Origin of the sequence: Formosa sediminum (assembly GCF_007197735.1) — a bacterium.
GTDB lineage: Bacteria > Bacteroidota > Bacteroidia > Flavobacteriales > Flavobacteriaceae > Formosa > Formosa sediminum.
Map to the genome: position 1 here is coordinate 3,098,217 of NZ_CP041637.1, position 25,047 is coordinate 3,123,263.

A 25,047-nucleotide genomic window follows, 5' to 3' on the forward strand; every position below is an offset into this window, starting at 1 on the left:
AAAAATAGTTGGACTAATTAAATCTATCTTTTATGTTTAGATTACAAATATCTATTAACTTTTATACAATATTATTATTTTCAATGAAGTACATATGCTTTTCAGTGAAATCACAAAACCTTTAAGTAAATTGTTCGTTTTAATATGTCAATGGGAGCTATATTTGACTTCTATTCCTTTTAAAATACTTTAATTTGTATTAGAAACCATTTTAAATGCTTTTATAGCATTTATTTTGAGTGTTTTAATAGAGAGATAATAAAAATGAATAAATTAATACGTTTTGGAGCACAAATTGGTTTGTTACTTACCATTTGGCTTATTTTATGGTCTGGACAATTCTGGAAAACGCCATTTATTTTAGAAAACATTTCTGCTTTTATTGCCCAAATTTTAGTCGTTTTATTTCTGATATATATTGCTGCTCCAAAATATTTATTCACGAAAAGGTACTTACATTTTATAGGTATTTCTGTTTTAATTTTAATTTTAGCAAACTTAGCTGTATCCTATTTTTCACCACAAATAATTGAACCTATCCCACGTTTACGTGGTATGAATATGCCTCCAGATGATATGAATCCTCGAGAACCTCATAGACCACCATCTGAATTTCTTACCCAAAGTTTACTTATAGTTTTATCTTATATTCTTGCTACTGTTATTGAAGTTATTTATTACAATCAAAAAAATGAAGAAGCGTTAATTAAAAGTAAAGCGCAAACACTTAATACCGAATTAAAACTTTTAAAATCTCAAATAAATCCACATTTTCTATTTAATGCATTAAATAATATTTATGCCTTATCTGGTATAGATACAGAAAAAACACAAAAAAGTATTAGTTATTTATCCGATATGCTTCGTTATGTCTTATACGAGTGTGAACAACCTCTAGTATCGCTTCAAAAAGAGATGGATTATATCGATAACTACATCAAGCTTTTTAGATTAAAAAGTAGTAAAACATATCCAATTAAAACAGAATTTAATGTCTCTAATCCCAATATTATGTTGTCGCCAATGTTATTAATACCATTTGTAGAAAATGCATTTAAACATTCTAATATTGAAAAAATTAAAGATACTTTTATAACCATTTATATTGAAACAACAGCACAAAGTATTCTGTTTAAAATTGAAAACAGTATACCCGAAGCTCCAGTAAATAAGGATGAGTTAGGAGGTATTGGTTTAGAAAATGTAAAAAAACGTTTGGCAATAATTTACCCAAACACTCACGAGTTAAAAATTACAACTGTAAATAACACCTTTAGTGTGTCTTTAAAATTAGAACAACATGTTTAAATGCTTAATCATAGACGACGAAGAATTAGCTAGAACTTTAATAGAAAGTTATTTAAAAAAACTTGATTTTTTAGAATTACACGGCAGTTACGAGAGCCCGTTAGATGCTATTGGAACCTTAAAAGAAAAGACTATCGATGTAATTTTTTTAGACATACAAATGCCTGATTTAAAAGGTACAGTTTTTGCTAAAATGATTCCAGCAGAAACTAAAGTTATTTTTACTACGGCTTATTCAGATTATGCTATACAAGGATTTGAACTTGATGCTCTGGATTATTTATTAAAACCTATTACGTTTGAACGTTTCTTAAAAGCTGTTAACAAACTAAAAATAAACAATACAGACACTGTTAAATCTGAATACATTACAGTTAAATCCGGATACGATTTACATAAAATAAAATTAGTAGATATAAATTATATTGAAAGTGATAGCGAATATGTTGTTTTTCATCTAAACGGTCGGAAAATTATGAGTTATCAGACTTTAAAATCTCTTGAAAAAACCTTACCAAAAACCCTTTTTCTACGAGTACATCGTTCATACATCGTAAATACTGAAAAAGTAACAGGATTAAAAGGACGTGATTTACTCTTAAATGAAATTAGTATTCCCGTAAGTGATTCTTATTACGACACTGTAAAGTCTAAATTATTTTAAAATTATTGTAATATATAAATTGGGTTAAGGTTTTAATTCTTTTTGAATCTTGAAAAAATAACGATCTTTTTTTTAGAATTAATAAAATAAACACCAGTAAGTAAAACTGCTCCTGCAATTAAGGACTGTACACTTATCGTTTCATTTAAAACATACCACCCAAGCAGTAATGCTATTACTGGATTTACATAAGCTGAAGTCGCTACTTTTTCGGTAGAGACTTCTTTTAATAGAAAGTTAAAAGCTGTAAAAGCCACTATACTACCAAAAACAATTAATAAAATCATGGCTAGTTGTGCTTTACCACTCCATTCTAGCGGACTTGTCCAAGTTTCGTCTAAAACTAAACTACCTATTAATAATAGCGTTCCTGCAGTTAACATTTGGTAACCTGTTGTAACAAAAAAATGAGATGGTAAATTGGCCCTAGACACAAAAATACTAGCAAAGCTTATCCCTAACACACAAGAAAATATAACAGCTATACCTATACTACTCTCTTCACTAAGTACTAAAGTATCCTGACTAATAAGCAAATACATACCTACCAAGCCTAAACCCACTCCCATTAACGATTTGGATTGTATTTTTTTACCTTGAAGTATACGCATTAAAATTATTACAAATAACGGCTGTGTAGCAACTATTAAAGCTGCGAAACCACTATCGACATATTTTAATGCCCAAACAAAAATTCCGTTACCGTAAAACAAAAACAAAAAACCTGCAATTACACAATTTATAAATTGGGCTTTTGTAATTTTTAACGAAAACTTTAATATTTTAGCTATTACCATAATTAAAGTTCCTGCACTTAAAAACCGAATGGCCGCTAATAAAAAGGGAGCAACTTCAGTAACCACAATCTTATTCATTAAATAGGTAGATCCCCAAATCACATAAATAGCAAAAAATGAAAGAATTATTAAGATGCCTTTGCGAGGTTTACTCATAGTTTAAAACTGGATTTTATAAAAACTGAAAGTAAGCAATAAATAATTAAAAGCGATTCTATAAATTAAGTAAAATACACACAAATTTTATCTAAGTCATAGCTATAAAACACAAATACCTATACTATTAAATTGCTAAAAAACAAAGCAACTATTTTACAACCACTCAAATTAAAGACCTAATTTTTGATTAAATTTATAAATTAATTAATTTTTATGAATCCGACTGAATACGCATTACAAGAACGCATTCAAGAACTTACATGTTTATATGAGGTCTCATCTATCATTGTAAATGCTAATTATGAACAAATTGAAGATATTTTCTATGCCATTTCACTTAGTTTAAAAAAATCATTTCAATATCCTAAGTATACAGAAATTAGCATAACATATACTACCACTTATGTAGAAACCGGAAAGACAAATGCAGATTTACCAAGCATTACTGTACCTATAAAACTTTTTAATGTAACCATAATCCCTTTAATTTCGAACATAAAAAACACAAAGACAACTAATTAAATTTGAATACACTCAAAAATCTATTCTAAATTTAAGACGTAGAAACACACTTATAATGGGGAACTTATGTAAATATGAACAACATTTACGTCAGAAATTAGAATTTGGAACGATTGAATATGATGTAAACCGTGCTAAAATGCATGAAAAGAGACGTATAGAATATGTAACGTTTGTAAATGAATATCGTATTCTTAAAACAGAAATTTTTAAGCAATTATCAAAATTTCAACGCAAAGAAGTGAGTAACCTTAAAAGACTAAGATTTAGCATTTTGTGAAGCTAATTTCTTAGCCTTTTTATCTTTATAAATAATGTTTGCTATAAGAGAAACAATAATTAACACTATACCAAAAATAGACCAAAATGGATACGATTCTCCAAACACTACCACACCAAGAATCATAGTAAAAATAACTTCTACATATTTTATTGGTGCAACCTGATTGGTTTGGGCATTTTGAAATGCTTTAGTCATTAACAACTGTCCAAAATAGCCAAATACACCTAACAATCCTAGAAATAACCATTGCATACCTACCGGTGTAACCCAACTATTTATACTTAGTAACCCACCTACTATTGCAGAAATAATCATAAAATAATTAACTACAACTACAGGATGTTCTGACTTACCTATTTTACTTATAATAATGTAAACCAAACCACTAAATACTGCCGAAATAAGAATTATAATTAATCCAAATGTATCTAAATCCGAATCAAAACCTTTTAAAATAACCACACCTAAAAACGCAAAGACAAAGAAAATCCATTGTAAAGGAAAAATTTTTTCTCTTAAGATTAAGACAGCAAAAATAGCTGCAAAAATAGGTGCTAAATACCTTAAAGATACCGCTGTGCCTATTGGCAAATATTTAGTAGACATAAAAAATAAAGCCATAGAAGTTAAGCCTACTAAACCTCTTAAAACAAGTAATTTATTATTTTTACCTACTAAAGGAATGTTATTTTTTAATAGATACCCAAACGTAAAAAACAAAGAACCTAAAGATCTAAAAAACACAATTTGAAAGGCTCCAATATTATCTAAATATTTTACTGCGCCATTCATACAAGCAAAAGCTAAAGTACTTAATAGCATTAATTTTATAGAGTCTTTTAATTGCATAATATGCGATGGTTTAATTTTAGAATCCTTTAAATTCTAAAAATTTAAGTCGCAAAAATATACATTTATCGTAAGATTTATACCTGAATTCAATACGATTTATTTATAGTACGCTCTTTAAAATTTATTTCCACCATTTTTGAGTGTTTTCAGTTGTATTTTCCAATAAAATAGGCGCTCCAATACGTGGAGTAATTACATCTAATTGAAGTGTTTTTGCAGCTTCTTCTAAACGTTCAACTGGTTCTGTCCAACTGTGCATTGCTAATTTAAATGCTCCCCAATGAATAGGCATCATGTGCTTAGCTTTAACATCTATTGCAGCTTGTGCAGTTTCTTCTGGGTACATATGTATTTCGTGCCATAAAGTATTATATTGACCACATTCTATCATGGCAAAATCAAATGGTCCGTATTTATCACCTATAGTTTTAAAATGAGGTCCATAACCACTATCTCCACTAAAGAAAATATTATCATTATTAGATTTAATAACCCACGAGCTCCACAATGTTTTACCTTTATCTGTAAGCCCTCGTCCAGAGAAATGTTGTGCTGGAGTACATGCAAAAGTTAGATTTTCAAATTGTGTCTCTTGCCACCAATCGAGTTCATGAATCTGATGTTTAGGTATTCCCCAAGATTCTAAATGTGCACCAACACCTAAAGGCGTATAAAAGTGATCTACCTTGTCTTTAAGTTTAATAATACTGCCATAATCTAAATGATCGTAATGATCGTGAGAAATTATTACGGCATCAATATGTGGTAAATGTTCTATAGTTATTGGTAAATGCTCACTAAATCGTTTTGTACCTAACATAGGATGAGGTGCTGGTACAGCGCCAAACATGGGGTCTATTAATATATTTTTAGTTTGTATTTGAAGTAAAAATGTTGAATGACCAAACCAAAACATACGTGTACTTCCGTGATAGTTTATTAAATCTGAAGCAATTATATTTTCTACTTTTAAAGGGCGTTTAGGGATTGTCTTTTGCTGCTGATTTAAATATCCTATTAACATTTTTCCAAAATTTTGAACACTCATTTGCATATCTACATACCCTAAATTTATAAACTTCCCATTTTCATAATGATTGGTTGTTTTAAATAATATTTCTTGATCACTTGTAGGTCTTGCCCCAAATTCTGGACTGGTATATAAAAATATAAGTCCTACCAATAGCAATACTGCTACACTAATTCCAATTATGATTCCCATTTTTCTTAAAATACGTTTTAACATGATATAATTTTTTAATCGAATATTTATTCGGTTAAAATTTAAATTTTTTTAATTTTTTATAGCATCCCAAGCCAATAAAAACATAGTATTAGTTTCTGCTTCATTTAATTGTAAGGTTTTGGAATCTATTAATTTTACTGTTTCGGTTAAAAAAGCACTTAATAGTGCAGCTAAAATAGAATTATCTAAATTTTTAATTAGACCTTGACGTTTACCTTCATCTAATAAATCTAAGACCAAAGACGATTTTAAATTTCTTATTTCTAACGGAATCATCTTATAATAAGGCGATTGTTTTACTTGATTAATAAAACTCATTTCTTTACGATTATTAATTTCGAAGTTGACATAAAACAACCAAATGGCTTTAAATTTAAGCTTAAACGGTAAATCACTATGCATTTGATTTTGACTAGTTTGTGTGATTTTTTTTAGTAAATCCGTTGCAATACTACTAATTAAATCATTTTTACTTTTAAAATACACATATAAAGTTGAAGGCGAAATATCTACTTTTTTAGCTATTTGAGCCATTTTAACTCCCGCAAAACCATTCGTGTAAACCATATCTATGGTTACATTAATAATAGCCTCTCGTTTAAACTCGTCTTTTTGTTTCACTTTGCAAACATAGTAATTAATCGAATAAAAATTCGATTATGTAATATAAAAAAACTCGAGTGGGGATTCTCGAGTTCATTTTTTATAACAATGAGATTATTAAACCATTTTAAAATCTAATAATAATTCTCCTTCAATAGAAGCTTGTAAATGATCGCCTTTATGAATTTGACCAGTACCATATGCAGGAGTTCCTGTAAATATTAAATCGCCTGGTTGTAATGTAAAATATTTAGAAACAAAAGCTATAATTTCTTCAAAATTATAGATGATTAATCCGGTATTTCCTTCCTGTACAGTGTCTCCATTAATTTTTAAATCGAAATTAATATTGGTTAGATCGGAAAAATTAGATATAGCTTTTACAGGAGAAATTGGTGCAGCTCCATCAAATCCTTTGGCTAAATCCCAAGGGCCTTTACCTTCTCTTACATCGTTTAAAACGTCTTTAGCTGTATAATCTATACCAATAGCAATACCAGAAATGTAAGATGCAGCATCTGCTTCTGTAATGTTTTTACCTGTTTTACCAATCTCTACAACTAGTTCTACTTCGTAAACTAAGTTTTCTGTAAATGCAGGAAACTCAACATCTTTATTATCTTTTACTAAACTTGATTCTGGTTTAGAAAAGATAAGTTGTTTTCCATTTTTTGAAACGCTCTTTAAATCTTCTGTGTTAAGAACGTAATTTTTACCAATGGCTAGTACTTTCATGTGTTTGTATATTTAATAAGTTGTTTATTTATAAATCTAATAGAGTAGAATCATCGTCACCTGGAAGCTCTAGAGCTTTAACAGATTGTACTGCATTACCTGCAATACCTTTTATAGAACCATACATATCTATGGTATTAGTTACTACCTTTTCTATTTGCTTTTCACGTTGTTTCCATATGCGTTGCATAGATCTTTTTTCGCTTTCAAGATCAGATTTCATTTGTGTAAACCCTTCTACAATAGCTTCTATTTGCATTCTAAACGTTGTACTGGTTAGATAATCGTAAAGCAAATCCATTTTATCGCCTTTATTATCCTGAGCAACAATAGCGCGATTTAACTGAATTATAGATTCACGTAATACTGCGCAAAGGCCTTTAAATTCGTCGTAATTACATATCCAAATTCCATCTCGTAACCCTAAACGATCCATATCTGATGGCATCACTTCGGTTACTAATACACCTATATTTACTCCACGATCACGAATATCGGCTTTAAATTTTTCGATCCAACTGGGTTGAAAATCTTTTGTACGCTTACTTTCATAATAAATAGAGCCACAGTTTTGATCTGTTCTAGTATGCACAATTTGAATACAATCGCCTCCACGAGCTCCTTTTTTTATTTCTTCAATAGTATCTAATGGAAATTTGGCTGCCAACCACTCTTCTATTGCTAATTCTTGTGCTTCACCTTGCAATTGCATAGACCCTTGCTCCTGCTTACGTTTCATTTCTTCGGTAAGCTTTTTTTGAGCTTCAAGTTGCATTTGCATCTCTTTAAAACGCAATTCGTTTTTATCTTCTTCTATCTTCCTAATTTTTTCTTTTTCGGCTAACAACGTTTCATTTAGTTGTTTTTGAGCTTCGGCTTCGGCTTGTGCTTTTAATTCGCCTTTTTCACGCTTTAATTTTTCAATTTCTGCACGAGAACGATTTAATTCTTTTACCTGTTCAGACTTTTCATTTAATTCGTTTTGTAATGCTTTGAATTGTTCTGATTGTTCTTCGGTAATTTTATGTTTTATTTTAATTTCTATCTGACGCTTTTCTTCTTTTAAAGCAGATTCTAGACGATTTTGAAATAATTCATTTTCTTTTTTCTTTTTCTCTTCAAATGCTGCACGCTCTTTATTTAATTGCTCTTGACTTACATCGTAACGCTTTTTTTCTTGAGCTAACTGTGCTTGATACTTTTGTTTGATTTCATCTTCTAATTGATGCGATAATATATCTTGTACATCGATAGTCGTACCACAATTGGGACATTTAATTTGTGATTCTTGCTTCATCTATACGCTTTATATTATGGAGTGATTTTGGATTAATAGCTGTAATATGAAAATTCTTTTTCATATTAAAAAAACAGTTCAAATATAATTAAATTATAACGTTTAATATGCAGTGACTAAAGCTGATTTTTTTCAATTTCCAAAACTTTTTAATACCGTATTAAACTAAAACCATTTGTTTAAATGTAGCTACTAACTAAAATTTTTGATATTTAAAATGAGTAATGGTATCTGAGAATGATTGCTTATAGATTTACTATGCGATTGATTTAAAATACGCTTTAAAAAATCTTGTTCTTTAGCAATTACACACAACAAATCTAATTTTCTACTCTCTGAAAAAGCATGCACACCGGTAGCTATACCTATATCTGTTAATGTAAAAAAATCTGAAGAATAGGGCTTTAAAATGGATTTTAAACTTTCTTGTGCTGCTACTTGTTTTGATGTTAATTGCTTATCCCGATCTCTAATATGTAATACCGATATTTTTGACTGATTTAAAGCTGCCAATCTTAAAAGCGGATCTAGACCATAATCTGAAAATGGTATATCGTAATCTGTTGATAAACCAATTTCTTTTATTCTTCTATAATTTTTACGTTTTGGAACAGCTATAATCGGACAATTTACAACTCCAATTAATGATGCTGTTTTACTCCCTAAAGTCATTTCTTTTAATGTACTAGCCCCATTTGTACCCATAATTATACAATCTATTTGCAACGTTTTTACAACCTCTTGTACAGCGACGTCAAACAACTCATATTTAGATACACTTGTAAAAGTATGTTTCGGGTTTTTAAAAGTAGAATTAATTTTACTTAACACATTTTCTAATCCCTTTTTACTATTTTCTACTTGAGCCTGCTGAATAGCCGCTCTAGCTTTAGCCGAAGTAATACCTGTATATGGACCTGAAACTGGCTGATTATATACGTTAAACACATAAAAAATACAATCTAAATCTTGATATAAAGCAACTGCATACACAATTGCATTCCATGCATTTTCAGAAAAATCTGTGGGTAAAAGAATACGTTTCATATCTAAACATGTACTTAAATTAATGCTTTATAAGGGTTATAAATAAAATCGTTAACATATACTGTTAAAAAAAGGCAGTAATATACAATTACCACCTTTATGATTACAACACGTAAATTAATGATTTACACTATTTTGTATTAAAAATTTTTAACATTTAATATTAATAATGGCACATTAGATTTACTGCTAATTGTTTTACTATATGATTGGTTTAAAATACGTTTTAAGAAATCTTGCTCTCTTGCAATAACACATAATAAATCTAAATTTCTACTTTGTACAAAGGCGCGAACACCTGTAATAACACCAATATCGGTTAGCGTAAAATAGTTAGCAGAAAAATTGCTTAAAAGTTTTCTAAGGATTTCCGATTTTTCTTCTTGCTGAGTGGTTAACTTTTTAACCCGATCCATAATATGGAATACAGAAATTAAAGACGCATTACTTTTGGCTAGTTCCATAAGCGGTTGTAAGCCTTTTTCTGTAAATTCAATATCGTAATCTGTAGAAATACCTATTTCCTTTATGCCTTTAAATTGTGTATGTTTAGGAATTGCAATAATTGGACAATTCACAACACCAATTAATCCAGCGGTATTACTCCCAACTGTAATTTCTTTAATAGCACTAGCGCCTTTGGTACCCATTACAATGCAATCAATCTTATAATCTACAACTACTTTTTTAACAGCATCTTTAAACTGTTTATAAATAGACACACATTTATAGGTGTGATTAGGATTTGGATACGTACTTTTAACTTTTGCCAAAACATCGCGTAAGCCCTGTTTACTAAATTCTACTTGTGCATTATAAATAGATTCTTTTGCCATAGCCGAAGTTACTCCCATATACGAACTAGAATCTGGCTGATCGAAAGAGTGAATAATATAAAAATTACATGTTTCTTCTTTAAAAAGTTGTAATGCATACTCTATTGCATTCCAAGCATTTTCAGAAAAATCTGTAGGTAAAAGTATGTTTTTCATAATATTTGAATTATATATTAAAAATAATGAATTTCTAGGATGTACACAATGATTTTAGTCTTATATTAAATGAATTATTTAAAACCTATAAACCAATTCAATCTAATACATACAAACACAAACTAATTAAAACTTTAACAAATTAATTTATGAAAAATTTAAGTACTAAATATTTAAAAGCCGATTTAAAAGCCGGTCTTGTGGTCTTTTTAGTGGCACTACCCTTATGCTTAGGAATTGCCCTAGCAAGTGGCGCACCTTTATTTGCAGGAATTATTTCTGGAATAATTGGAGGTATTGTTGTAGGATTCTTTAGTGGATCTAATTTAAGTGTATCTGGTCCAGCTGCAGGTTTAACAGCAATTGTATTAACTGCTATTGCTACATTAGGCTCTTGGGAAGCCTTTCTGTTGGCAGGCCTTATTGCTGGTGGCATACAATTAATACTAGGCTTTTTAAAAGCTGGAATTATTTCTAATTATTTACCATCTAACGTTATTGAAGGTATGCTTGCCGCAATTGGAATCATTATAATTTTAACCCAGTTACCTCATGCGGTTGGTTACGATACAATACACGAAGGTGATTTCTTTCATATTAATAAAGCGGGAAAACACGATATGTTTTCAACTGTAATAGACGGTATAAATTATATGCATATAGGAGCTATAATTGTGGTACTAGTATCTTTAGGTATAATAATAGCATTTATGCGAGTTCCGGCTTTAAAGAAAATAAAATCCATTCCAGGTTCTTTAGTTGCTGTAATAGCAGGAGTAGCTATAAATGAAGTTTTTAAGGCTACAGGATCGCCTTTAACCATTACCTCTGCACATTTAGTAAGTTTACCAGTACCAGAATCGTTTGAAGCTTTTAAATCTCAATTTAGCTTACCCGATTTTTCACAGATTGGCAATGTAGATGTATGGGTTGTAGCCATAACTATTGCCGCAGTAGCAAGTATTGAAACCTTATTATGTATAGAAGCATCTGACAAACTAGACCCATTAAAAAGATATTCTAATACCAATACAGAATTAAAAGCACAAGGAATAGGTAATATAATAAGTAGTTTAATTGGAGGTTTACCAATGACTTCTGTAATTGTACGTTCTTCTGCAAACGTAAACTCTGGTGGTCGCACCAAATTATCGGCAATTTCACATGGTGTATTTTTACTAGTAGCGGTTTTAGCAATTCCATCTTTACTTAATAAAATACCCTTAGCTTCTCTTGCTGCAGTACTTATCGCTGTTGGTTTTAAATTAGCAAGTCCAAAAGTATTTATTCACATGTGGAATAATAGTAAGAAATTTCAATTTATCCCCTTTGTTGTAACCGTTATAGCCGTAGTCTATACAGATTTATTAAAAGGCGTTGGTATTGGCATGGCAGTAAGTGTTTTCTTTATTTTAAGAGGGAACTTAAAACTCGCTTATTTCTTCAAAAGAGAAAATCATACTGAAGGGAAAACCATACATATGGAACTAGCACAAGAGGTTTCTTTTTTAAATAAAGCCGCAATTAAGCAAACGTTTGCACATTTACCTAGTAACAGTCGTATAGTTGTAGATGCCTCAAACACAGTATATATAGATCATGATGTACTACAACTCATAAAAGACTTTGTCAATTTTGGTTGTAAGGATAAAAATATTACTGTATATTTGATAGGATTTCGAAAAGAATATAAAATAGAAAATTCCATTAACCATGTAACTACTATTTTGTCTGATAATGATGAAAAAGTTGCTTTACATGAAATAGAAGAAGGCTATAAAATTCCTTCAAATATTTTAAAAGTTAAGGAGTTGACCAAAGCTGGATAATGTTTTTAAAACACGTAATAAAAAAGTCTATAGCTATCAAGTTCTTGATAGCTATAGACTTTTTTATTACCAAATTATAATATAAATGTATGAGACAAAAGTTAAATAATTTATTAGTTAGACCAATTACCAAATTCGTACAAATTGAAAGTTTTGGCGGGATACTTTTATTTTCGGCTGCAGTAATCGCTCTATTATGGGCAAACTCACCCTTGTCTGATTCTTATATCGCACTTTGGCATTATGAAATTGGTTTTGAATTTGGAGATTTTCATTTATCGCATCATTTATTACATTGGGTAAATGACGGATTGATGGTTATTTTCTTTTTTGTGATAGGCCTTGAAATTAAACGCGAAATTTTATTAGGAGAATTAAACAGCCTTAAAAAAGCATCACTCCCAATCTTTGCTGCATTAGGGGGTGTGTTTATACCAATAGGCATTTTTTTAGCATTAAACACTAACCCAGAAACCCATGCAGGTTGGGGTATACCAATGGCAACAGATATTGCATTCTCTTTAGCCATTCTTCAGTTATTAGGAAATCGTGTGCCAATCGCTTTAAAAATATTTTTAACCGCATTTGCTATTGTAGATGATTTGGTAGCTGTATTAGCTATTGCTTTATTTTACAGTGAAAATTTAGACTGGAATGCTATTTTATACTCTTTAATTCCTTTAGCAATCTTAGCATATTTAGGATGGAAAGGATTTTATTATAAATATGTATTTTTAATTCTTGGAATCGTAATTTGGTTTTTATTCTTACAATCGGGAATTCACCCAACTATTGCTGGGATTTTAATTGCACTTACCATTCCAATTAAACAAAAATTAGAAATGGATCTTAGTATGTCTAAGATAGAATCTATAGCAACTACATTAATAAATAAACCCAAACGAAACAGTCCTATATTAACACACGACGAAATTAGTTTAATAGGAAGCATACAAAAGCTTTCTGGCAGAGTTCAATCGCCTTTACAGCATTTAGAACATAAATTTCATGGTTGGGTAGCATATTTTATTATGCCAATATTCGCATTATCTAATGCCGGAATTGTATTTAATGACATTGCACATTTAGATTGGGCCTTATCCTCTCACATCTCAATTGCTTTAATTTTTGGTAAATGTATTGGTGTAGTATCATTCTCCTACTTAGCAGTTAAGCTTGGTTTAGCAGCATTCCCACACAGTGTAAAGTTTAAGCATATTTTAGGAGTTGGATTTTTAGCTGGAGTTGGGTTTACCATGTCTATTTTCGTTTCTAACTTAGCATTCAAGTCTAGTCTAATGTACCAAGATGCTTCTAAAGTAGGTATCTTTATTGGATCTACCGTAGCTGGATTAATAGGTTATTTTATATTAAAATCTATTAAACCATCAGAAGATGCTAATTCTGTGGAAGACGTTCACTAAAAGATATATATTATATAAACAAAAAAGCGATCTAATTATTAGATCGCTTTTTTGTTTGAGACTATTTAAACGGTTATAATGGAATTTGCTGACTTAAACAATGAAGTGTTCCAAACCCCCAAATAAGGTCAATAGCACTCATTCCTATTACTTCACGATCAGGAAAACACTCCGCTATAATATGTAATGCTACTTGATCCTTACTATCATTGAATGTGGGAACCAATACCATATTATTTAAAATTAAAAAGTTAGCATAACTCGCTGGTATTTGAATTCCATCAAAAAACAACGGCTTAGGCATTGGTAGAGTAACTATGTTTGGTGATTTGCCTGTCTCTAATTTAGAAGCTTTTAAACGCTTTAAATTATCTTGTAATGCGGCATAATTACTGTCTTCAGGATTGTCTTCTAATACTGTAATTATAGTCTCTGCATTTACAAAACGGCACAAATCATCTATATGGCCATGAGTATCATCGCCCACAATACCATCTCCCAACCAAATTACATTTGTTATACCAAGAAATTCTTTAAAAATAGATTCGTAATCTGCTTTTGTAAAGTTTGGATTTCTAACTTGAATTGAAGGATGTAATAAACATTCTTCTGAAGTTAATAGTGTGCCTTTGCCATTGGTATCTATTGCTCCTCCTTCTAAAACCACAGGTTTTCCTTTGTAAACCACTTGGTGTAAAGGTGTTTTTAAAGTTTCGGATACAATTTTTGGAACTCCTCTATCTAATTTATGATTTGAATATTTTGCCCAACCATTAAAGTTGAAGTTTAAAGCAATGCGTTCGCCTCCTCTTTTCACTATAATAGGTCCAGAATCACGCATCCAGCTTCTGTTTGTTTTTAGAGCTATATACTTAACATTATTCAGATTAACGTGTGCTAACTCCAGTTTTACTTTCACACTTTCTTGTTGTTTTACATTTTCAACAATCAAGAAAACTTTTTCTACCGAAGCTATTTTTTTTATAATCTCTACAAATGCCCACTGTATTGCCTGAAATTTTCCAGGCCAATCATTTCCATTATACGGAAAACATAATAATATACCTTCTTGAGGTTCCCATTCTGCAGGTAATCTCACTTCTGAAACTACCATAACTAGTCTATTGCACGTTTTGTTAATTCACCAAAAGCATCAATACGACGATCTCTAAAAAATGGCCAATTCTGACGCACGTTTTCTTGTAAATCTAAATCGACTTCAGCAATTAAAATTTCTTCTTTATCATGAGATGCTTGTGCTAAGATTTCGCCTTGAGGGCCAGCAATAAAAGACGATCCCCAAAACTGAATACCATCTGTTCCTGGCAAATATTGCTCTAAGCCAATACGGTTTGCGGCTGCAACAAACACACCATTAGCAACGGCATGTCCTTTCATTACATTCATCCATGCACCGTGCTGATTTTCACCAAATTCATCTTTTTCTTTAGGATGCCAACCAATGGCTGTAGGGTAGAATAAGACTTCTGCTCCTTTAAGCGCTGTAAGACGTGCAGCTTCTGGATACCACTGATCCCAACAGATTAAAGTTCCAACCTTACCCTTTTTAGTTTGGATAGCTTGGAACCCTAAATCTCCAGGTGTAAAATAAAATTTTTCGTAAAAATGAGGATCGTCTGGAATATGCATTTTTCTATATAATCCTGCTTCGCTTCCATCCGTATCAATTATATATGCACTGTTATGGTAAATACCTGCCATACGTTTCTCAAAAAACGGTACAATAATAACGACACCTAATTCTTTTGCTAATGCGCTAAAGGCAATAAATGACGTGCCATATAAAGGCTCTGCGATAGCAAAGTTATCGACATCTTCACTTTGACAAAAATAATGACTACTGTATAATTCAGGTAAAAGAATAACTTCTGCACCTTGATTAGCTGCATCTCTTACCCAACTTAAACATTTTTTTAAATTATTTTCTGCAACGTCGTTCAGGTTTAACTGAACGACGGCTATTTTATATTTTCTTAAAGACATAACACTTTTAATTAATAGTGTAAATGTAACTATTTTATAAAAATGAAATCACAAAAAATAAACTAAGAATTTACATTAACGTGCTCTGTCTTAGTAAAATATTTTTTTCTAAACCAGAACGCAACTTTCACTAATAAAATTAATGCTGGCACTTCTACAAGTGGCCCTATAACTCCTGTAAAGGCTTGACCGGAATTTAATCCAAATACTGCAATAGCTACAGCTATAGCTAATTCAAAGTTATTACCTGCAGCAGTAAATGCAATAGCAGCTGTTTTATCGTATGTCGCTCCTGCGGCTTTACTAACAAAAAATCCGATTATAAACATTAATGCAAAATACACTAAAAGCGGTATTGCAATAATCACTACATCCATAGGGATTTCAACAATTAATTCTCCTTTTAAAGAAAACATTACTATAATAGTAAAGAGTAAAGCAATTAATGTTAAGGGCGATATAGTTGGAATAAACTTAGTATTATACCAAGTTTCACCTTTAATTTTCACTAGAATGAATCGGCTTAAAAAACCTAATACAAACGGAATACCTAAATATATAGCAACACTTTCTGCTATAGTAGCAATAGAGATATCTACAATAGCGCCTTCAAATCCAAAGAAAGGCGGTAATACAGTAATAAAAATCCAGGCATAAAAACTGTATCCAAATACTTGAAAAATACTATTTAAAGCCACTAATCCTGCACCATATTCACTACTTCCTTCTGCCAAATCATTCCAAACTAAAACCATCGCAATACATCTAGCCAATCCTATTAAAATAAGCCCAACCATATATTCTGGATAATCTCTTAAAAATGTAATTGCTAGAAAAAACATTAAAAATGGTCCAATAATCCAGTTTAAAACTAAAGAAATAGATAGCACTTTTACATCTTTAAAGACTTTTGGTAACAGTGCATAATTTACCTTAGCAAGAGGCGGATACATCATTAAAATTAATCCGATTGCTATGGGAATATTTGTTGTACCTTGACTATAAGAATTGATAACATTTGGAATTTGTGGAAAGAAATTCCCTAAAGCAACACCAATTAACATTGCTAAAAAGATCCATAATGTTAGATAATTATCTAAAAGACTTAATTTTTTCATTTTTGACATATTAATTAATTTTAGAAAATACGTAACTCATTTCTTGTGCTATTTGTAAACTTCTCTCAGTGTACTTTTCGGCTTGTTGCGGTGTATTGTCAAACGCTTTAGGATCTTCAAAAGTGATAGGAATTCTTTTCTCTGCGCCTGCAATAAATGGACAGCCTTGATCTGCCTGTGAACATGTCATGATTGCTGCAAACTCTGTTTCTGGATTAAAAGCATCATCAAATCGTTTTGAAAACCCAATTACTGGAGCCTGATTTATATCAAATTTAACCGCGTAAACAGGATTATCTGTTAATGATAATTTTTGAATACTAAAACCGTTATTTATTAATGTTTCTGCAACCATAGGAAACATAGCAGTAGCTTCTGTACCACCAGAATAACAGTATACATTTTTTATATTGAAAAAATGAGCAGCTGCTTGCGCCCAAATTTGAGACAAATGACTTCGTCTAGAGTTATGGGTGCAAATAAAATTTAATCTAATTTCAGATTGTGCTGTATGCTTTGCCTGAATATAATCTATTAAAGGTTGTAGCGTTTGCTTACGTGCTTCTGTAATTTGTGAAAAATTGAAGCTTTCAATGTGGTTGGAAATTTTTGTATACATAATGTAAAATTTAGCAACATCCTGAACCAGGTGTGCAAGTGTTGGTTGGTTGTGTTAATTCTCTTAAATTTTGTTTTGGTTTGTCTTGCGGAATGCCACAATTATCTTTAGCCAAACAATCTGTAAATTTTGATGTTAATTGAAACACGCCTTCTTTAATATCTAAGTTGTATTTCTGAATGGTTTCACCTTGATATTCAACTTCAATTTCTAAATTTTCATCTAATCCTAAAACACGTTCAGATAATTCTATTATCGATACTAATTTTTCAGGGTGTAAACGATGATCGTAATCATTTGCTTCCCATAATTGGAAATTTGCTACCGTTTCTTTTCTAACTGTACCACCACAGTCTATAAAATTTTTAACTACCTCTCCTACTTCTGTAACGTGAAAATGACTAGGCACTAATCCTCCATTTGGTAATTGAAAAGCGATTTGATCTAAATTTTCTAACTGTTTTTTAATTTCTGATAATGTCATATTTTTTTTATTAATTGTAATATTACGATAAACTGATATAAATTTTTTTAACAACAATCGGTATCTGTGCACGGTAGTGCCTGATCGAAAAATAGATTTAACATAGATTGAATGGCTTTCCATTTCTCTATATCTATACAATAGCATACACTGGTACCTTCAATAGTCCCTTTAATAATCCCTGCATTTTTTAATTCTTTTAAATGCTGAGAGATTGTAGGTTGGGCCAGACCTATTTCATCAACTAAATCACCACAAACACAAGTGCTAGATTTTATTAAGTATTCTAAAATACTTATTCTAGCAGGATGCCCTAAAACTTTTGCAATCTTAGCCATCTCGTTTTGTTTATCTGAAAAAATTTCAGATTTAGTTATTCCCATATCTCTTATATTTATTCATTGCAATATTACGATAATATACTATATGCAACAAAAAAAAGATAGCTATTTAACTATCTTTTAATATAAGTTGTATTGAAAAAAAAACTACCAATCTATAGGCATATAGTCTTTTAAAAACTTACCACACCAGTGTTTTCCAGTGTTTATACCATCGAAAAGCGGGTCCATAACTCGTGCTGCACCATCTACAATATCTAATGGTGGTTGAAAATCGTGCTCTTCAATTTTACGTTTAGATAACTCTGCCGGGTCTTCATCTGTTACCCAACCTGTATCTACAGCATTCATAAAAATTCCATCTTTAGCCAAAGTTGCTGCAGCAGTATGCGTCATCATATTTAGAGCCGCTTTTGCCATATTGGTATGCGGATGTCGATCTTCTTTATGAAAACGGTGAAATTTTCCTTCCATAGCCGAAACATTTATAATGTGTTTTTGCCCTGTATTTTCTTTCTGCATAATAGGAGATAAACGATTACATAACACAAATGGAGCTACAGCATTAACTAATTGTACTTCTACCATTTCTGTAGTTTCAATTTCGCCAAGTTTTAAACGCCAACTGTTTGTTTTACGTAAATCGACTTGTTGTAAATCGACATCCAACTCCCCTTCTGGAAATACTTCACTCGCTTGTAAGGAATTATCAAAACTATAAGGTATTTGAGATAATTGAGCAGAAGCTCTCAGTCCTATTCCGGGTTCTGGACCATGCCATGTTACTGGCATGTTTTTATTATCTGAAGCTGTTTGAGTTAACGTTTTTAATTCTGTAATACAGTCTACGTGATCCTTTAAAACGGTTTGTGCAAATTTTGGTAATTGCTCGATTGGTGTTTCCTCGGCTGCCATTAAATGTTTATAAAATCCTGCTGGACGTCTAACGGTTTGAGCAGCATTATTGATTAAAATGTCTAACCTATCGTATTTTTGTTCAATATAATTACAAAAAATCTCGACACTTGGTATGTGTCTTAAATCTAAACCATGTACATGTAGTCTATGTCCCCATTCTGTGAAATCGCTTTCTTTAGAAAATCGTAATGCAGAATCGGCAGGAAAACGTGTAGTTGCAACCACAGTTGCTCCAGCACGCAATAACATTAATGTAATATGATATCCTATTTTTAAACGAGATCCTGTTACAACAGCAACCTGATTTTTTAAATCTGCGGTTTGAAAACGCTTGGCATAATTAAAATCACCACATTCCGTACACATAGTATCATAAAAGTGATGCAGTTTTGTATATACTTTTTTACATACGTAACAGTTTCTAGGTGATTCTAACTCTAATTCTTTATCTTCTTTTTTAGTAAGATCTATTAATTTTGGTGCTACAAATACAGGGTTTTCACGAGCAGAACGAATTCCAGTTTCTTTACGTGCATGTTTATCACGCTCAATCATTTTTCGTTTGGCTGCTTTTTTGGCGTCCTTACGTCTTTTTTGAAACTCGTCTCTATTAGGTCGTGTAATTTTTCCGGCTGCTTTCATTAAAGCAATACGTTTCTCTTCAGGAAGTTCAAACAATTGATTGGTATTGTTAACTAACTGCTCTAACATCGCAATACAATCATCCAGTTGGTCTTGATCTAAACCTGAATGTTGTCCTTCAGTTTTATCGTTCATGGTATATAACACTTTAAGCGCGCAAATATAGTTTTAATTTTAGTTGAAAATCCAATTTCATTACGACTAATCGTATTTAATTTAAATAAAAAAAGTACAGCGCTATACTGTACTTTTATTTAAGAATTTAAAAAATGAAATGTATAAGTGGTCTTATGGATTGGTAGACCATATACTAGATTCTTTTATAAATACACGTCTGTTTAATTTAAGTTGAGAAATAACCAGTTCAGCAAAATCTTCAGCTTGCATAACGCGTTCTGGGTTTCCATCTGTTAATTTTAAGTCTACGGCCATATCGGTAGCAATAGTACTTGGCGTAATTGCAGTAACACGTATATTGTGTTTTCTAACTTCTTTCATTAAAGATTCTGAAAGCCCGAGCACAGCAAATTTAGATGTACTATAAGCACTCGTCATGGCATTTCCATTTAAACCAGCAGTAGATGACACGTTTATAATGTCTCCAAATTTATGCTCAATCATTTGTGGTAAAAATGCTCTGGTTACATAATACATCCCCATTACATTCACTTTAATAATTTGCTCCCACTCTGCAACTTCCAGTTCCATAAACGAACCAAATTTGGCAATACCTGCATTGTTAATTAAAATATCTATTTTTTCAAACTGGCTTAAAACAACTTTAGCAGCAGCATTAACGCCTTCAATAGAAGAAACATCTGCCGTTACAGTTATAGCTTTAACTCCTAATGCTTTTACTTCTTCTGCAACCGCTTCAATATCTTTTTTTGTTCTTGCTAACAAAGCTAAATGTACGCCTTCTTCTGCCAAAGCCAAAGCCATTGCTTTACCAAGACCTTTACCTGCTCCTGTAATTAAAGCGTGTTGTCCTTTTAATGATTCCATATATAATGTTTAAATTTTAATTAAAATAAAGTCACTCAAAAATAAACATAAAAACACTTTTAAGAAAGCTTTTAACAATGTGATTGCGTTAAAAATTGGATAGATAGAATACATACGTATGGTTTAACTTCTTTAGTTTTGACTTAGCATAAACATCATATAACTTTTATAGTAATACATATTAAACTAAATTTTTTTTGATTTTTTTTAACAAGGTTATTTAACAATAAATCAAATATTTAGATATAATCTATAAAAAAATCAGAAATATTGTAAGATCTGTAAGTAAAATTTATGCGTAGATATAATAAATCAAAATAAATAATTATGAAAAAAATTTCAATCGGAGTAATCACTTTATGTTTAATGGCCTCTTGTGTTTCTAAGAAAAAATATGTCGCTTTAGAAGAAGAAAATGGTCAAATAAAAAGTGAGTTAACAAAAACCACAGTTGAAAAAGAAGAATTAGAAGCTAAGTTTAGTGAAATACAATCACGTGTAGATGCCTATAATTCGAAAATAAACACATTAACAGAAGAAAATGATTCTAAATTGATTGCCGTAGGTGATGCTGCAGTTATTTCTAACGATACTAAAAAGAAAATGTTAGAAACATTAAAGTATGTAGATCCAGCAAAATTAAGCGAAGCAAAAACACTTAAAGATTCTATGAATCTTGCTGTTTCTTACAATTTACATAAATCTTTAGATTCTAGTACACTTAATGAAGACGAAGATATTGCTATTGATATTAATGAAACTGTAGTTATGATTTCAATTTCTGATAAAATGCTTTTTAATACCGCTAGCTATAGAGTAAGCAGTAAAGCAAATAGTATTTTACAAAAATTAGCAGATGTAATTAATTCTGAACCTAGCATTGAAGTTATGGTTGAAGGTCATACAGATTCTAGAAGTATAAATACAGGCGCTATTAAAGACAATTGGGATTTAAGTGTTTTAAGAGCAACGTCTGTAGTTAGAAAACTTCAAGACGATTATGCTGTAGCACCAGAAAAAATGATTGCTGCTGGACGTAGTAGTTACCACCCTGTAGCAGAAAATGATAGTAATGAAAATCGTGCTAAAAACAGAAGAACACGTATTGTAATTCTTCCAAACATTAATAAATTCTTTGCTTTAATGGACTCTAATGAGTAATAAACAAGGAAACAACTTAGAACAAAAAAAGACTGCTAAATTAGCAGTCTTTTTTTGTCTTAAAAATGAAGTAATTCTTCCTATTTAGTAAAAATATATTTTTAGCTGTTTTACCTTTAGTATATTTGTAAAAATTATTTTTTTATGAATGTATTATTAAAAACTCTTCGCATTGTTGGCTTTTTAGAGGGGATCTCTTATATTTTATTATTAGGAATTGCAACCCCTATAAAACATTTTTTACATGAGCCAAAATATGTAAAATTATTAGGTATGCCACATGGCTTGTTATTTGTGGCCTATGTGGTTTTATCCATTTTAGTTGGTATAGAATTAAAATGGAACAAAAAAACTATGGGATTTGTTTTATTAGCCTCTTTAATACCTTTTGGAACTTTTATTGCCGACAAAAAGTATTTTAAATTAGCCGTATAATGAAAAATTTCGCTCACTATTTTTACGATTATTTTTTACAATTAAACTTTACTGAATCTTCTGCAAAGTACCTTAATATGTTGGCGCTTTTAGCTATTCTATTGGTCATAATTTTTATCTCAGATTTTATTGCAAGAAAGATATTATTACAAGCTTTTTCTACTTTCGCAGAAAAATCTAAAACAAAATTTGATGATTTATTAGTCAGCCATAAAGTCCCAAGAAATGTTGCGCACATAGTTCCTTTAATAATTACACTAAAATGCTTACCTATTGCTTTTATTGACTTTCCTCATTTTGAAAGTGCAGTAGAATTACTCTTAAAGCTATATTGTGTTATACTTGTATTATGGATTATAAGAAGTGTATTAAATACCTTAGAGTCTTTTTTTAAAACATTACCTAGATTAAAAGACAAACCTATAGATAGTTATATACAAGTGCTTATGCTGTTCTTATGGTTAATGGGTATAGGCTTAATATTTGTAATGTTAACCGGAATTAATGTTAAAACTTTTTTTACAACTTTAGGAGCAGCATCGGCAATATTATTATTAATATTTAAAGACACTATTTTAGGGTTTGTAGCAAGTATTCAAGTTGCTATTAACGATACCGTACGTATTGGAGATTGGATTACAATGGATAAATTTGGTGCAGATGGTACTGTAATTGAAATAAATTTGAATACGCTTCAAATTCAAAATTTTGATATGACCATTACTAACATTCCTACATCATCTTTAATTTCTGAACCTTTTAAAAATTGGAGAGGAATGAGTAATTCTGGAGGAAGACGTATTAAACGCGCTATTATTATTAAAGCCAAAAGCATACATTATTTAACAGATGATAAAGTTGAAGAATTAAAAAAAATACAACTACTCACCGACTATTTAACACAACGACAAGAAGATATTACATCTTATAATACTAATAATAATGCAGATAAATCTGTTTTAATTAACGGAAGAAACTTAACTAATTTAGGCGTATTTAGAAAATACATACAAAGTTATATTGAAAACCATTCGGCAATAAATAAAGACATGACAATCATGACGCGCCAATTGGCGCCAACACCTCAAGGATTGCCTTTAGAAATTTATGCTTTTAGTAGCGATAAACGTTGGCAAAATTACGAATATATAATGTCTGATATATTTGACCATAGTATTGCTGCTGTACCCTATTTTGGTTTAGAACTTTACGAGCTTTCTAGCTATACAGGAGAATAGATTGTATCTTCTAAAACTAAAAAAGGTCGAGTGTATACCCGACCTTTTTTAGTTTTGTTTTAGGTAATTTAGTTTACTTGTGCTTTTGCATCTTCAATCATTTCTTGATTTGCTGAAACTCCGATTTCTACACGGCGATTTTTAGATCGACCTTCTGCCGTAGCATTATCAAATCTTGGTTTTGTTTCTCCATATGCAGTTACATCAAAACGGTCTCCTGTAACACCTTTACTTTGTAAGTAAGACACTACAGCTTGAGCTCTCTTTTCAGATAATGTCATATTATACGCATCATTACCTGTGCTATCTGTATGCCCTTCTACTAATAAATTAGTATCTGGAAACTCAACAAAAACTTCTGCAATAGCATCTAAATTTTCTTTAGCTTTTGCTGTTAAATCTGCTTTATTTGTATCAAAAGTTACACCACTATTTTCATCAAATACAACTTGTATACCTTCTCCAACACGATTTACTTCTGCTCCTGGTAATGCTTCCTCAATTTTATCGGCTTGTTTATCCATTTTATTTCCAATTACACCTCCTGCAGCACCTCCTACCGCAGCTCCAATTAGTGCTCCAGTAACATTACCACCAATTAAGCCTCCAATTAATGCGCCTCCAGCAACACCTACACCTGCTCCTTTTTGTGTATTGTTTGCATTCTTTATTGCATCACAACTAATACTTGATAACGTTAATGTTATCGCTAATAATATACCTGTTATTTTTTTCATAATTAATTATTTTATAATTCTATACTGTCTGATGTTTTATTAAAAGTCATGATTACATCAAAAGCATTACCTTCATATTCTGATGGCACTTTTAAAATCATCATATTATCACTAATTTCTTGTATGGTTGCGCGGTAACCAGACGTTACGTTTTTAGCTTTAATACCATCTCCAACATATTTAAATTGAAATTGTGTATATCCATCTGCAGATTCTAAAAATGACCAGTGAATAGATTGTGTATAAGCCTCGCAAATAGAGCTATTTACATTTGTAGAGAATTTACCAGATCCGTTATTAGGTATAAATACCCATTCCCCACCTTTAAAACAAGACGAATCTGCTAAATCAAATAAAAAGGCTTTATATAAACCTTTATCTCCAATAAATTTAATATTGGTCACTTCCCAAGTACCTTTTAATAATTTTTTATTGGGTTGACTTCCTGTAGCTGACTTTGATCCTGAGCAAGCGCATACAAGAATACACAAAGTCATGTAAAATAATTTTTTCATGTGGTTATTTGTTTGATTAATATATCTCTAAGTTAATGATATTACTTTAATTACCATCTATAATTAATACGT

General features: G+C 30.9%; 27 protein-coding genes. 9 read left to right on the forward strand and 18 right to left on the reverse strand.

Translation table 11 applies throughout. The features are described 5' to 3' along the window. Positions 1 to 264: 264 nt before the first annotated feature. Positions 265 to 1,308, forward strand: a complete 1,044-nt coding sequence (locus FNB79_RS13610; protein WP_143381847.1) for a sensor histidine kinase — start codon at positions 265 to 267, stop codon at positions 1,306 to 1,308. Next, positions 1,301 to 1,972 (forward strand): LytR/AlgR family response regulator transcription factor, encoded by a 672-nt coding sequence (locus FNB79_RS13615; protein ID WP_143381849.1) that lies wholly within the window; start codon positions 1,301 to 1,303, stop codon positions 1,970 to 1,972. Before FNB79_RS13610 ends, FNB79_RS13615 begins: the two co-directional genes overlap by 8 nt. Before the next feature lie 32 nt (positions 1,973 to 2,004). Here the strand turns inward: FNB79_RS13615 and FNB79_RS13620 are convergent, their stop codons facing one another. Continuing rightward, complete coding sequence (locus FNB79_RS13620) at positions 2,005 to 2,925, reverse strand: EamA family transporter (RefSeq protein ID WP_143381850.1); 921 nt, start codon at positions 2,923 to 2,925, stop codon at positions 2,005 to 2,007. Between the two features lie 216 nt (positions 2,926 to 3,141). Here FNB79_RS13620 and FNB79_RS13625 point away from each other — a divergent pair, with 216 nt between their 5' ends. Continuing rightward, entirely contained in the window at positions 3,142 to 3,450 is a 309-nt protein-coding gene (locus FNB79_RS13625) for a hypothetical protein (protein WP_143381852.1), read from the forward strand. A 55-nt stretch (positions 3,451 to 3,505) separates the two neighbouring features. Beyond that, positions 3,506 to 3,730 carry a hypothetical protein gene (locus FNB79_RS13630; protein ID WP_143381853.1) on the forward strand — a complete coding sequence of 75 codons (225 nt, stop codon included), beginning with the start codon at positions 3,506 to 3,508 and terminating at the stop codon, positions 3,728 to 3,730. Here the strand turns inward: FNB79_RS13630 and FNB79_RS13635 are convergent. From FNB79_RS13635 to FNB79_RS13665, 7 genes are all read right to left on the reverse strand, one after another. Further along, positions 3,710 to 4,582 carry a DMT family transporter gene (locus FNB79_RS13635; protein ID WP_143381855.1) on the reverse strand — a complete coding sequence of 291 codons (873 nt, stop codon included), beginning with the start codon at positions 4,580 to 4,582 and terminating at the stop codon, positions 3,710 to 3,712. The two genes, FNB79_RS13630 and FNB79_RS13635, sit on opposite strands and share 21 nt — an antisense overlap. Positions 4,583 to 4,706: 124 nt before the next feature. After that, positions 4,707 to 5,831, reverse strand: coding sequence for an MBL fold metallo-hydrolase (locus FNB79_RS13640; RefSeq protein ID WP_221932582.1), 1,125 nt, complete (start codon positions 5,829 to 5,831; stop codon positions 4,707 to 4,709). Positions 5,832 to 5,879: 48 nt separating this feature from the next. Beyond that, positions 5,880 to 6,452: a TetR/AcrR family transcriptional regulator gene (locus tag FNB79_RS13645; RefSeq protein WP_143381857.1), complete on the reverse strand. Its 573-nt coding sequence runs from the start codon at positions 6,450 to 6,452 to the stop codon at positions 5,880 to 5,882. A 99-nt stretch (positions 6,453 to 6,551) separates the two neighbouring features. Beyond that, positions 6,552 to 7,169, reverse strand: coding sequence for a fumarylacetoacetate hydrolase family protein (locus FNB79_RS13650; RefSeq protein WP_143381859.1), 618 nt, complete (start codon positions 7,167 to 7,169; stop codon positions 6,552 to 6,554). Positions 7,170 to 7,197: 28 nt separating this feature from the next. After that, the gene (locus FNB79_RS13655; protein WP_143381861.1) at positions 7,198 to 8,466 is read right to left on the reverse strand and encodes a DUF2130 domain-containing protein; all 1,269 of its coding nucleotides are present in this window, start codon (positions 8,464 to 8,466) and stop codon (positions 7,198 to 7,200) included. A gap of 192 nt (positions 8,467 to 8,658) precedes the next feature. Next, positions 8,659 to 9,513, reverse strand: coding sequence for a universal stress protein (locus tag FNB79_RS13660; protein ID WP_143381863.1), 855 nt, complete (start codon positions 9,511 to 9,513; stop codon positions 8,659 to 8,661). A gap of 140 nt (positions 9,514 to 9,653) precedes the next feature. Beyond that, positions 9,654 to 10,505 (reverse strand): universal stress protein, encoded by an 852-nt coding sequence (locus tag FNB79_RS13665; RefSeq protein WP_143381865.1) that lies wholly within the window; start codon positions 10,503 to 10,505, stop codon positions 9,654 to 9,656. Positions 10,506 to 10,654: 149 nt separating this feature from the next. Between FNB79_RS13665 and FNB79_RS13670 the strand changes: the two genes are divergently transcribed. Together FNB79_RS13670 and nhaA are read left to right on the forward strand one after the other, a co-directional pair. After that, positions 10,655 to 12,334, forward strand: coding sequence for a SulP family inorganic anion transporter (locus FNB79_RS13670; RefSeq protein WP_143381867.1), 1,680 nt, complete (start codon positions 10,655 to 10,657; stop codon positions 12,332 to 12,334). 89 nt (positions 12,335 to 12,423) lie between these two features. Next, on the forward strand, positions 12,424 to 13,758 hold the full coding sequence (gene nhaA / locus FNB79_RS13675) for a Na+/H+ antiporter NhaA (protein WP_143381869.1): 1,335 nt from the start codon (positions 12,424 to 12,426) through the stop codon (positions 13,756 to 13,758). 73 nt (positions 13,759 to 13,831) lie between these two features. Here the strand turns inward: nhaA and FNB79_RS13680 are convergent, their stop codons facing one another. From FNB79_RS13680 to FNB79_RS13715, 8 genes are all read right to left on the reverse strand, one after another. Then, positions 13,832 to 14,872 (reverse strand): agmatine deiminase family protein, encoded by a 1,041-nt coding sequence (locus tag FNB79_RS13680; RefSeq protein ID WP_143381871.1) that lies wholly within the window; start codon positions 14,870 to 14,872, stop codon positions 13,832 to 13,834. Between the two features lie 2 nt (positions 14,873 to 14,874). Beyond that, positions 14,875 to 15,762 (reverse strand): carbon-nitrogen hydrolase, encoded by an 888-nt coding sequence (locus tag FNB79_RS13685; protein ID WP_143381872.1) that lies wholly within the window; start codon positions 15,760 to 15,762, stop codon positions 14,875 to 14,877. Positions 15,763 to 15,824: 62 nt separating this feature from the next. Continuing rightward, complete coding sequence (gene arsB / locus FNB79_RS13690) at positions 15,825 to 16,889, reverse strand: ACR3 family arsenite efflux transporter (RefSeq protein ID WP_317129198.1); 1,065 nt, start codon at positions 16,887 to 16,889, stop codon at positions 15,825 to 15,827. Between the two features lies 1 nt (position 16,890). Beyond that, positions 16,891 to 17,499: an arsenate-mycothiol transferase ArsC gene (locus tag FNB79_RS13695; protein ID WP_143381877.1), complete on the reverse strand. Its 609-nt coding sequence runs from the start codon at positions 17,497 to 17,499 to the stop codon at positions 16,891 to 16,893. Positions 17,500 to 17,509: 10 nt separating this feature from the next. Next, on the reverse strand, positions 17,510 to 17,983 hold the full coding sequence (locus FNB79_RS13700) for a DUF6428 family protein (RefSeq protein ID WP_143381879.1): 474 nt from the start codon (positions 17,981 to 17,983) through the stop codon (positions 17,510 to 17,512). Positions 17,984 to 18,030: 47 nt separating this feature from the next. Then, positions 18,031 to 18,366 carry an ArsR/SmtB family transcription factor gene (locus FNB79_RS13705; protein ID WP_143381881.1) on the reverse strand — a complete coding sequence of 112 codons (336 nt, stop codon included), beginning with the start codon at positions 18,364 to 18,366 and terminating at the stop codon, positions 18,031 to 18,033. A gap of 105 nt (positions 18,367 to 18,471) precedes the next feature. Next, complete coding sequence (locus tag FNB79_RS13710; RefSeq protein ID WP_143381883.1) at positions 18,472 to 20,019, reverse strand: SDR family NAD(P)-dependent oxidoreductase; 1,548 nt, start codon at positions 20,017 to 20,019, stop codon at positions 18,472 to 18,474. 153 nt (positions 20,020 to 20,172) lie between these two features. Next, a complete protein-coding gene (locus FNB79_RS13715) occupies positions 20,173 to 20,889 on the reverse strand; it encodes a 3-ketoacyl-ACP reductase (RefSeq protein WP_143381885.1) in 717 nt (238 codons plus the stop codon). 327 nt (positions 20,890 to 21,216) lie between these two features. On the opposite strand from FNB79_RS13715, the gene FNB79_RS13720 reads away from it, so the two are divergent. The 3 genes from FNB79_RS13720 to FNB79_RS13730 all read left to right on the forward strand — a co-directional run bounded on the left by FNB79_RS13720 (position 21,217) and on the right by FNB79_RS13730 (position 23,723). Further along, on the forward strand, positions 21,217 to 22,050 hold the full coding sequence (locus FNB79_RS13720) for an OmpA/MotB family protein (protein ID WP_143381887.1): 834 nt from the start codon (positions 21,217 to 21,219) through the stop codon (positions 22,048 to 22,050). Between the two features lie 144 nt (positions 22,051 to 22,194). After that, entirely contained in the window at positions 22,195 to 22,485 is a 291-nt protein-coding gene (locus FNB79_RS13725; protein ID WP_143381889.1) for a DUF3817 domain-containing protein, read from the forward strand. After that, positions 22,485 to 23,723 (forward strand): mechanosensitive ion channel family protein, encoded by a 1,239-nt coding sequence (locus tag FNB79_RS13730; protein WP_143381891.1) that lies wholly within the window; start codon positions 22,485 to 22,487, stop codon positions 23,721 to 23,723. Before FNB79_RS13725 ends, FNB79_RS13730 begins: the two co-directional genes overlap by 1 nt. A gap of 68 nt (positions 23,724 to 23,791) precedes the next feature. Here FNB79_RS13730 and FNB79_RS13735 read toward each other — a convergent pair whose 3' ends face one another. Further along, positions 23,792 to 24,460, reverse strand: a complete 669-nt coding sequence (locus FNB79_RS13735) for an OmpA family protein (protein WP_143381893.1) — start codon at positions 24,458 to 24,460, stop codon at positions 23,792 to 23,794. Positions 24,461 to 24,471: 11 nt separating this feature from the next. Continuing rightward, positions 24,472 to 24,975: a lipocalin family protein gene (locus tag FNB79_RS13740; protein ID WP_143381895.1), complete on the reverse strand. Its 504-nt coding sequence runs from the start codon at positions 24,973 to 24,975 to the stop codon at positions 24,472 to 24,474. Positions 24,976 to 25,047 lie beyond the last annotated feature (72 nt).